The 10,058-nt window shown below is 32.4% G+C and carries 9 protein-coding genes; all 9 read right to left on the bottom strand.

Going from position 1 to position 10,058, the window contains the following annotated elements; all coding sequences use genetic code 11:
* Positions 1-636: 636 nt before the first annotated feature.
* A complete protein-coding gene (locus tag QZ548_RS04705) occupies positions 637-963 on the bottom strand; it encodes a Tat pathway signal protein (RefSeq protein ID WP_129823743.1) in 327 nt (108 codons plus the stop codon).
* A gap of 358 nt (positions 964-1,321) precedes the next feature.
* Positions 1,322-1,732, bottom strand: a complete 411-nt coding sequence (locus tag QZ548_RS04700) for a hypothetical protein (RefSeq protein WP_295792790.1) — start codon at positions 1,730-1,732, stop codon at positions 1,322-1,324.
* A 211-nt stretch (positions 1,733-1,943) separates the two neighbouring features.
* A complete protein-coding gene (locus QZ548_RS04695) occupies positions 1,944-3,494 on the bottom strand; it encodes an O-antigen ligase family protein (RefSeq protein ID WP_295868692.1) in 1,551 nt (516 codons plus the stop codon).
* 34 nt (positions 3,495-3,528) lie between these two features.
* Positions 3,529-4,770 carry a flippase gene (locus QZ548_RS04690; RefSeq protein ID WP_295868689.1) on the bottom strand — a complete coding sequence of 414 codons (1,242 nt, stop codon included), beginning with the start codon at positions 4,768-4,770 and terminating at the stop codon, positions 3,529-3,531.
* Positions 4,771-4,929: 159 nt separating this feature from the next.
* The gene (locus QZ548_RS04685; protein WP_295868686.1) at positions 4,930-5,883 is read right to left on the bottom strand and encodes a glycosyltransferase; all 954 of its coding nucleotides are present in this window, start codon (positions 5,881-5,883) and stop codon (positions 4,930-4,932) included.
* A gap of 4 nt (positions 5,884-5,887) precedes the next feature.
* Positions 5,888-6,703 (bottom strand): phosphorylcholine transferase LicD, encoded by an 816-nt coding sequence (locus QZ548_RS04680; RefSeq protein ID WP_295868683.1) that lies wholly within the window; start codon positions 6,701-6,703, stop codon positions 5,888-5,890.
* 17 nt (positions 6,704-6,720) lie between these two features.
* Positions 6,721-8,055 carry an adenylyltransferase/cytidyltransferase family protein gene (locus QZ548_RS04675; RefSeq protein ID WP_105090015.1) on the bottom strand — a complete coding sequence of 445 codons (1,335 nt, stop codon included), beginning with the start codon at positions 8,053-8,055 and terminating at the stop codon, positions 6,721-6,723.
* A 1-nt stretch (position 8,056) separates the two neighbouring features.
* Complete coding sequence (locus QZ548_RS04670; protein ID WP_105090014.1) at positions 8,057-9,133, bottom strand: alanine--glyoxylate aminotransferase family protein; 1,077 nt, start codon at positions 9,131-9,133, stop codon at positions 8,057-8,059.
* Between the two features lie 14 nt (positions 9,134-9,147).
* Positions 9,148-10,002, bottom strand: coding sequence for a phosphorylcholine transferase LicD (locus QZ548_RS04665; protein ID WP_295868681.1), 855 nt, complete (start codon positions 10,000-10,002; stop codon positions 9,148-9,150).
* Positions 10,003-10,058: the final 56 nt, after the last annotated feature.

The raw sequence follows: 10,058 nt of genomic DNA, 5'->3' as shown, positions 1-10,058 counted from the left end.
ATCCCCTTGATGAGTACTTAGGTACTTAACAAGGGGATTTTAAATTAGTACAGGCCTGTAGTAATTTTAAGATGATCCTGATATGGTGTCTCTAGAAATAGAACAGGCCTGTTCTATTTTTTAGGGTACCATATTAACCTTATCCTACTAAATATTTAAAGTCCTTATTACACTTTAATCTGTATATCTGTATTTATAGATGCTTATTGATTAACTCATATGTTCGCATTATAATTGACCTAAGATAGTCGGCGAGGTTGGGCCTCTCTTCGTTAATGGAGGGAGGGGTGCTCTATGAGTGATTATGAGTTAATCATGATAATTCTAGAGGTAATGACTGTTGTTATTGCCTTTGGTGCACTTGTGGCTCTTATTTGTCTTGGAAAAGACAAATAGCCCTTCGTTATCCCCTGGATAATTAGGTAACTGAAAGGCCATTTCATCAATTTTTTGTAACTGTGAGATGAGCCCGACGGAACCACTCGTTTGGCTATCTGTTTATATTATAGGGTTTATATCATATATCGTCAAATACAGATAAACAATACTAATATGTTGTATTATAAACCAAGAGGCAGCGATTATCTCGCTGCCTTTATTATTTCTATTATTTACGTACTAGACCTATTATATCTATTATTTACGCGCCACGCGCATGGCGGCCATCATGCCTGGAGATTTCCAAACGGATTGGCCATTGTCTGAAACAAGTTTATTGTTATAGTAGAATACATCTGCATTGTAATAGTTACTATCGCTAGATGATACCTTATAGCTAAGGCCAGATGTAGTGTACACTGTAAAATTGAGTACATCCCCTACTTTCTTCACAGAGTCTTGGTCTACATACCAGCTATTACCGTTATAAGTTGTAGCATACACATCTGTACGAGCTTCTACGTCATGTGTATTAATACCGATCAACACGAGTAGAGCTGCTAACATATATAAGAATTTACGCATTAGAATTACCTCCGTTTTATCGTTGGAATACTTGCTTATTATACCAAAAAAACGGTGAAATTCACATTAAAATGGCACCTTCTGCGCCACTATTAACACAGCATAGAGCAGTAATAATGGTAAATCGTAATATTGATACGTACTAAAGATAAGATCCCACATATACTGCATGACTAGCTTATTATCGTGCATATACACCATAAAATACAAAACAAATATGAGGGTGTTGTGGCATATTTTATACATTTAACATATACTATACTTCAACTAATAAGTTAATTATTTCTATATAAAAGAAGGTATCAATTACAGTTGATACCTTCTTTTAATTCCACTATATATTTTATTAAAAATTATCCTAATATACTAATTCTCCATTGAATACGCGATATTCCTCACCAATTTTTGTTAAATCCTTTACAAGTAATCTAGAAGCTTGATAGTCTAACTTCATAACTAATGTATATCCAACAGATTTAGCCTTATGTATTACTTCACCTAGGAAATTAACAATGTTAAAGAATACCTCCTGAGGAGTACAATCTAAACATTTTAATAAAGAGTCATCTTCTTGTAATCTAATACTATATATAGACTCTCGATCGTCTTCCAAAGTAAAGCTTAATAACACAGAAGATGTCTCTACATCATAATCCAAATGATATGTATTAAGACGACCACGCACTATGGTTTTGTCATCATCTAAAATATTTGTGATTTCAAGCTCTATTGGCTTATTCTTATCAACTGAAAGTACATATTTTCTCATAGCTAAATTCTCCCAAACCCATATATTAACTAATTTAATCATCCCCAAATGAATACTCCCAACATATTCATTACATAATATTACTATATAGATTATAACCAATTATGAGACAGAAAAGCCATAAATAGAATATCAAATTTATTCGATTTAGTTTAAATATTAATTACAATATATATTTTGTACTTTCTAATACATTAACTCCCCATACTATTTATGCATCACTATGCTCATAAAATTTAATATAACAGATCAAAATCCCTACAAGAATTGGATAAGCCAATATAAATTCATTACTCATAAAGCATGCAATTTGCCCAAAGAATGCTACCAATAGGTAAACTAATGTAGGGTTATTAATATACTTCTTAATCTTATATGTTCTATATAAAATATATAAAATTGGAGTAATAAATAAGATTTCTCCTATTAACCCAAACCATGCCAATATAGCTGCGAATTCATTAAGTACTGGATATTCAAATGCTAGGAAGCCCTTTTGTAATACGTCTTCTGTCCAACGTTTGACTTCTCCACTATCTTTAGCAAAATCAGGGAATTTATCAACCATATAGCTTGAGTGCAAGCCTCTACCAACGCCAAATGCTAAATGGTCTAGTCCAACGTTAAACATCGCAACTGTATTGCCAAATCTAGCTGAATTGGATCTAGAACTAGTATTGCTAACTGACTTAACATTGCTATCAATATACTTATCTAAAGCCTTTTCTACAGATATAGCCTGAGATGCTTCTTTGGTAGTATTTGTTTGAGAAATACTAGCCTTAATTATAGGGCTTACTACGGAATCACCAACAATAGCAAAAGAATAACTTAGAACACTAAGTCCAATTGTAAATAGACACAACTTCCACCAAGATTTATATCTAAATATTAGACTTAATACAATAAATGCAACCAGTTCGAATATATAAACAACAACACCTGTTCGAGCCTTAGTTAAGAAAATCATGACAACTAAGAGAAATGCTAATATAATATCAAGTTTATTTTTAGCATTCACATAATGAATACCTAATAATGGTGCCAAAAATACGGCAATCATACTAAAATAGGATGGTTCTAATGCAAGGCTTCTAAGTTGACCTGGCCATAATTCTGGAGGCCACCAACCACTTTGTACTACAGGGTCATATAAGCTATTATTAATCATTACTAGTATAGAAGCTAAATAATCTGAACCACTCCATAGCCAAGAAACCTCTATAATAGAGTAAGCTATACATAGTATTGTTAATATCCTTGCAGCATTAACAATTGTATCGAGACCTTTTTTACAATCATCCTTATATAGATTAAAAATAATTAAGAATAACCCAATTAGTGGAAATATAAAGTTTCTAAATAAATACCAAACTAAAGATACCATTAACTTTACTTGTAGAATAAATTCATTACCTACGAATGAAGGGAATAGAGCATATAGTTTTTGGACAACAGATGTATTAATTAGATACGTATAGATAACAGTATCATAAAAAGGAAACGAGAATACTCCTAATATAGTACAAAAAACAATCCAGACGATAGATATAGCAAAATATGGTTTAAATGGAACCTCTGTCTTCTTTTTCCATATGCTATATACAATAAATAACAAAATGGAAAAGAAAAGAAATATCATCGATAGATTATTACCCATTGAGAACAAAGTATACCGATCTGGTATCCGCATCAATGGTAATGCAATTATCATTGCACAAAGCAATAGCTCTTGAATTTTATAATATACTGTATCAATCATATTAAGACAAACCTCACAAACTAGTTAATACATCTTACAAGAGTCGCTTCCATAATAAGCCTCCCATAACAATCATAATTAGAAATTCTGTTAGTAGCATTGTCATTGCTACGCCTTCTGCACCCCACATATAACACAATGGGAATATAGATAACAAACTAAAGAATGCTGCTAATACTAAAGTCCGGCTATAAGCACTATTCATATTAAGGGGTAGCATCGTTTCTTCACCAAATACAGTACTAATAGCAACAGCTAATGGAACAAATGACAAGATTCGTAATACATCAACTGTTAACTCATAATCCGCTCCAAACAGTAGCGTAACTATAGTATCTGAAAAGAAAAATAGAGATGTACAACCAACGAGGCCTATAAGCAAATACAAGAATAATTGCTTTCTAATAAATTGTAATCCCTTGGGAATATCATCTCTCATCATCTTACTTATAAATGGATATATTGCATCACTTACAGCATATATACCTCTGCGAACACAGGTAATTAATTTATCAGCAGCACTATAATAACCAACGATAACATTATTCGTAAGCATCCCCAATACCACTACATTAGTTGCAGTATACAAGTTAACTGCCAACGAAGATACGAATATAGACCAGCCTTCTTTATAAGAATTAATAATCTCATCCATAGGTGGCAATTTGAATAATCCTGTGTAGTGTTTTCTTAACCAAACTATTGAAAAAATACCTGCAATTAATGGAGTACAAGCTTGTAAAAATGCCGCAAGTATATAATCATCTGGAGATTTTACGAGTAAAAATATGCCAAGCATTGTACAGATACGACCACTCATATTCAAGATGGTAATATATCGCATTTTCTGTATACCTTGAAAAAACCATACAGGAAATAAAACATTACCTATAATTCCACAGTACATAACCTGAAATAATAATATGTCAATCGTATTTCCTAGTAATATGCGTTGTAGATTATAAACAGCAAAAAATACCAGCGTAACAAATATTAATATACATACTTTTCCATAAAAATATTTGGCAAATAGAGATCCTATCTTCTGTTCTTCAGCCTGTGCTATTGCCTTTGGTGCCGTTAAGGAGTACCCAAAATCAACGAAGATTCGAAAATATTCCATAATACCTTGCATAAAGGCAATCATCCCAAAATGCAATGGTCCTAATACGCGAATCAAATATGGTACCAAGATAAATGCAAGTACATATTCTAAAGCGCGTAAGGTTAGAAGAGAAAATATGTTCTCTATTAATACGGAGTAACTCTTCCTCACATTACCCATCCTCTAACATTAATATATATCAATTCTTACTAATTATACTTTTATAATTAGAGAAAACCCCATAGTATTATCAATAAAACATAAAGATAATCTCTATGGGTTTTAATTATATGTAATATACAACCGTACAAATATGGTTATGATTCATAGTTAATAATATAATTTAACCAATAACCTCTTTATATATTGTTTGCACTTCCACAATGGATTATGGCTGGTATCAGCCGTATGATCTAATACATAGTGTTTATATTGTGTGAGTAAATCTTTATACTCTGTCTTACATTGATTTGCACAGACTCTACGAGACAATTCCACATAGGAATTTAAAAGATACAGTTGCAGCTCATTCTTTACACTACTACAGTGATTCATAAGATAATCACTCATATGCATATGGGACTCTACTGTATCCGTCATAAAACGTCTACTAAAGTTAGTCATTATACTACCAGCGCGTTGAACATAATAATAGAGAGGTTCATTGATTGTCACTACAGTCTGACAATTCAAGAATAGCTTAAAAATAGTGAAGTTTTCTTCTTGAATACGTCCCTTAGGAAAACGAACTGGTGCTATTCCATTAAATACTTCTGATTTAAAAATCTTATTCCATACAACATTGAGATCGAATGGTTCCGTTTTTAGCAGATAATATCGCAACATATCCGTGCCTGTAAAAGTTCGTTTATCATCTTGAACAGACATAGTGTGTATACTGATATCATCATCACCTCTATAGATGTAATAATTACAAGATACCATATCAGCATGTGTACTATTCGCAATAGTAAACAATCTTTCACACATTGTATTCACAATAAAATCATCACTATCAACGAATAAAATATAGTCTCCTGTAACATGGTCTAAACCATAATTACGAGCATCAGAAATCCCACCATTTTCTTTGTGAAGAACCTTAATCCGTTTATCTTTCGCTGCATAAGAATCTGCAATAGAACCGCTGCGATCAGTTGCCCCATCATCGACTAAAATAATTTCTAAATTTTGATAGGTTTGATTAAGTATTGATTGAATACATTTATCAACATACTGTTCAACATTATAAATGGGAACAATAATAGAAAGTAACGGCTCCATATACTTAATCCTTTCGCTCTATCTTATATGCAACAATATTATGTCCACAGCGTTGATCCTCAGGAGGCATCTGCATATAGTCATCATACATATTATCTAGATATTCTCTCCAACAGGACATAACAGAGAATGATTGGTCTTCAAATTCAATAGTAGTCATCTTCTCAAAATCCTGTTTAGGCAATCGTTCCTTTACACCTTCACCCCATGCAATTACACCAACATACTCTGATTTAGTATAGTCATAAGATTTAGCCAAACGATCCATGATATCGATACAACGTTGTTTACCAAATAAACGGCACAATGGAACAATCACTAATTTTCCTAAAGCATGGATGAGAGATTTCCCCTTAAACAGTTTAGCGCTAGCTAATGTAAGTATTTTTTGATAAAAAATAGATTTATCATAAATCTCTTTCATAATGGACATATCTTCACTAAATCCATCAACAGGAAAAATATCTATCCACAAATACTTACTACGCAATGTATTAGAATATATATTTTCACAAGGGATATTTTTATTGATTATAGCCGCATAGGTTGCATCCAAACTATGATTGATAGAATTAGCAATTAGCTCTAATCCATCGTGATCGTAGTGCTCTTTTAACGTTAATAACCGTTCATAATCAGGTCTTGGCATGCAAACATCAATATCATCATCCCAAGGTATAAACCCTTTATGTCGAGCTGCACCTATTAATGTGCCATAACATAAGCTATATTTTAAATTATATTTTTTGCAAAATTGGTCAAAATCCTTGAGAAGATTTAACTCTTCTAGCTGAACCTCTCGTAAAGATAATTGTTGCATACTCACTCAATCCCATACTAAATAACGGTAACATTTGTATTAGATACAAATTTATTGAGGACGCGTACCTCTTCAATCATATCTTGATGACTCATCAAGAAGCTTTCAGAGTCCTCTCTAATACATTTTAAGAACTCAACGATTTCATATCGTAAGCCTTCACCTTCAAACTTATAGAAGTATTTTTGGTTTAAGTTCACATCTTCAAAACGCAATTCAAAGAATTCTGTTTTCCACCAAGGCGCTGGTACATAAATATATCCTTTAGAACCAGATATAACTAAATCTCCCTCTGCCTTAGCATTGATTGCCACAGTAGCGGAGGCCATAGCATCATCATAAAGAAAATTAATCTTTGATAAAATATCAACATCATCAACCTTATGACTTATAAAATCAACGCGATTATAATCAAATCCTAAGAGTTTAAAGATAGCTAATAATGGATAGGATGCTAAGGATAAAATACTACCACCAGCTATTCTAATTTGATTAGCCAAATCTTCCCCCAAAACTTGTGTAAAATTAGCTTCTACATTAAAGATTTTACCAATTTTTCCACTACGAGCCATGGCAATTAACTTATTAAATGCAGGACTATAAGCTGTTTTCAAGCCTTCCATCAATACTAAGTTGGAAGATTTCGCCAAGTCCATTAAGCGTAATGTTTCATCAAGGTCACTACTAAATGGGAATTCTGTTAATACATGTTTTTTGGCTTGTAGTGCTTTTTCGATATAAGCACCACGTTTGGATAAAGGCATATTAATATATACTGCATCTACTTTATCCAGCAATTCTTCAGATGAACCAAATTGTTCTAAATTATTAAATTGATGTGATTTATAGATAGTATCAACCGACTCTGCCTCTGTGTACCCACCAATAATATCAATGCCACTAACAAATTTAGACTCATCCAAAAATCTATCTAATATAACTTCATTACCAATGATACCAAGTCTAATATTCTCAGAATTTCTAATCTGCGTACTTGAAATACCTTGTGTTCTTGGTAAGTAAACTACCTTGCAATACTCATTTAAATAGTCAAAATAGCCTTCCCAATCAGATCCAACGGTAAATATATCTACATTAAATCGTTTGATATCATCTATTTTTTGGCCAAAATATTCTTCTACTACAATTTCATCTGCGAAACCTGTAGCACGCACATTATCAATGCGCGTCATTAAAGAATCACGAACATTAAATTTACCTCTAGATTTATCAAAATAGTCAGACGTAACCCCAACAATTAGGTAATCTCCTAATGCCTTTGCATTCTTTAATAGATTGTAATGTCCCTCATGAAACAAATCGTATGTTCCATATGTTATCACTTTTACCATATTATTTACCTGTAATCTCTTTAATGACTGATTTCATTGTTTCTACGAGCATTTTATTATCCTCAATAGTTGTATCACCAATATGAGCAACGCGTAGAACGTATTCTTCATTAACCCCACCCGTAGGATTTACAAAAATATCATATTTGTCCTTCAAAATTGTAAATACATCTTTAGCAATTGGTTGTTCAAAACGGATAGGCGTAACCGCATTACTGATGCTGAAGGCAGGAAGAGATACTGGTAATTCTTTAATTCTATTTCTGAAATCTTTCGCCACACTATCAATACGAGCTAAATAATTTTCAAAACCTTCCTCTTCAATCAGATGTAATGCTTTATTCATTTCTAAACATACCCCAACAGCAGGTGTGAATGGTGTTTGACCTCTTGTAAAGTTTTTTACATATTGGTTGAAATCGAAGTAAAGATTCTTAATATGATTATTTTTTACACGTTCTTCATATAATCTATCACTAATTACAATAGGGGATATACCTGGTGCAATACAAAGGCCTTTTTGAGAACTCAAAATAGTAACATCAATATTATTACCAGCCATATCATAATGATCAATTAAGAACGAACTAATCGCATCAATTACCAAGTATGCTTCTTTCTTTTTAGCAAAGTTGCTTAATAAATTAATATCATATAACTGTGCGGTCGAAGTTTCATCAATATTAGCAATAACAAATGTAAATGATTGTTCTTCTACGGCAGCAAAGTGTTTTGCGGTTAGCTCCTCACCCTCGTCTAATTTAATCACAGTATGAGGTATCTCGTGGAGTTCACATAAATCGACGAAACGTTGACCAAAAGTACCACCATTAATAACTAACACATGGTCTGTTTCATTCATACAATTCATAATAGTAGCTTCTAAAGCACCCGTACCAGAAGCTGTTAAGTAGATGGATTTATAGCTTTCTGGTGCATTCATAAATTTTTTAAGCAGTCTATCTGAATCTAACATAACTTCAGAAAATTCTGTTGTTCTAAAATAAGGAACTTGTTGATGTCTTACATCAAGAATTTCCTGTCTCATTTGAGTTGGTCCTACTGTAAATAGTTTCATAATATAATCCCCTCTTATTGTTTCCAATACACTCTGTAGTTATGATGCGGTACCTGTCGATCTTTAGGTGGTGCTTCCATATAATTATTGTACAAATGACTTAAATAGAAATCACTATCTGTAAGTCCCCAAAACTCAGTATCCTCAAAAGGATATAAACTTCTATTATCAAACAAAGTTTTTTCGTATACTTCTCGTTTATTACCACTTGCACAATCGACGAGAACACTTATGTATTTCGAATTGGAAAATGGATACTGCTGGGCATCTTGATTAATCTTTTTGATTAAACTTGTGGTTGGTAAAAAATGCATTAAACTAATAGCACCAAATTTTAAGAATGTACGAACATACCCTTTTAACTTTGCAAAGCTACCTTTAGAGTCTACATAACGATTACTGAATGTAAACTTCATAGAAGACCCATGGAATAACAAGTTTAAAAATTGTTGATGTCTAAATATTTTTTGTTGTGCCTGTGTTTCATCCGGTAACCCATCAATTGGGAAAATATCTATAAATACACCTGCTTTATCAAAATTACGCCACAATGTATTATCAACCATAATTGTTTCTTGATCGAATACCTTTGCCATTGTATAAGTATAGCTATCATCATTTTCAATAGAATATACTTGATATCTTGAGTTATGCTCATTATATGTCTTAATAAAGCGATTATAATCATCCCGTGGCATCATGATATCAATATCATCATCCCATGGAATAAAACCTTTATGTCTAACGGCTCCCAACATTGTTCCATACGCTAATACATATCGAATATCATGTGTATCACAAAAATGTGCCACATCTTTTAAAATATCTAAAGCGACACTCTTAATCTCCGAAAATCCAATTTCTCTCATCAAAAAAATTCCTCCATAATACAAATAGGTCTATTATTTAAAGAATTTTCTTTTCC

Origin of the sequence: uncultured Veillonella sp. (assembly GCF_915069625.1) — a bacterium.
In the GTDB taxonomy this organism is placed as follows: domain Bacteria; phylum Bacillota; class Negativicutes; order Veillonellales; family Veillonellaceae; genus Veillonella.
Note: the sequence above shows the minus strand (reverse complement) of the source record. Positions and strands in the feature narration are given on the sequence as shown.

Coding starts and splice junctions, on each gene's coding strand:
- QZ548_RS04705 (WP_129823743.1), bottom strand. CDS start 963: ATGCGTAAATTCTTATATATGTTAGCAGCTCTACTCGTGTTGATCGGT.
- QZ548_RS04700 (WP_295792790.1), bottom strand. CDS start 1,732: ATGAGAAAATATGTACTTTCAGTTGATAAGAATAAGCCAATAGAGCTT.
- QZ548_RS04695 (WP_295868692.1), bottom strand. CDS start 3,494: ATGATTGATACAGTATATTATAAAATTCAAGAGCTATTGCTTTGTGCA.
- QZ548_RS04685 (WP_295868686.1), bottom strand. CDS start 5,883: ATGGAGCCGTTACTTTCTATTATTGTTCCCATTTATAATGTTGAACAG.
- QZ548_RS04680 (WP_295868683.1), bottom strand. CDS start 6,703: ATGCAACAATTATCTTTACGAGAGGTTCAGCTAGAAGAGTTAAATCTT.
- QZ548_RS04675 (WP_105090015.1), bottom strand. CDS start 8,055: ATGGTAAAAGTGATAACATATGGAACATACGATTTGTTTCATGAGGGA.
- QZ548_RS04670 (WP_105090014.1), bottom strand. CDS start 9,133: ATGAAACTATTTACAGTAGGACCAACTCAAATGAGACAGGAAATTCTT.
- QZ548_RS04665 (WP_295868681.1), bottom strand. CDS start 10,002: ATGAGAGAAATTGGATTTTCGGAGATTAAGAGTGTCGCTTTAGATATT.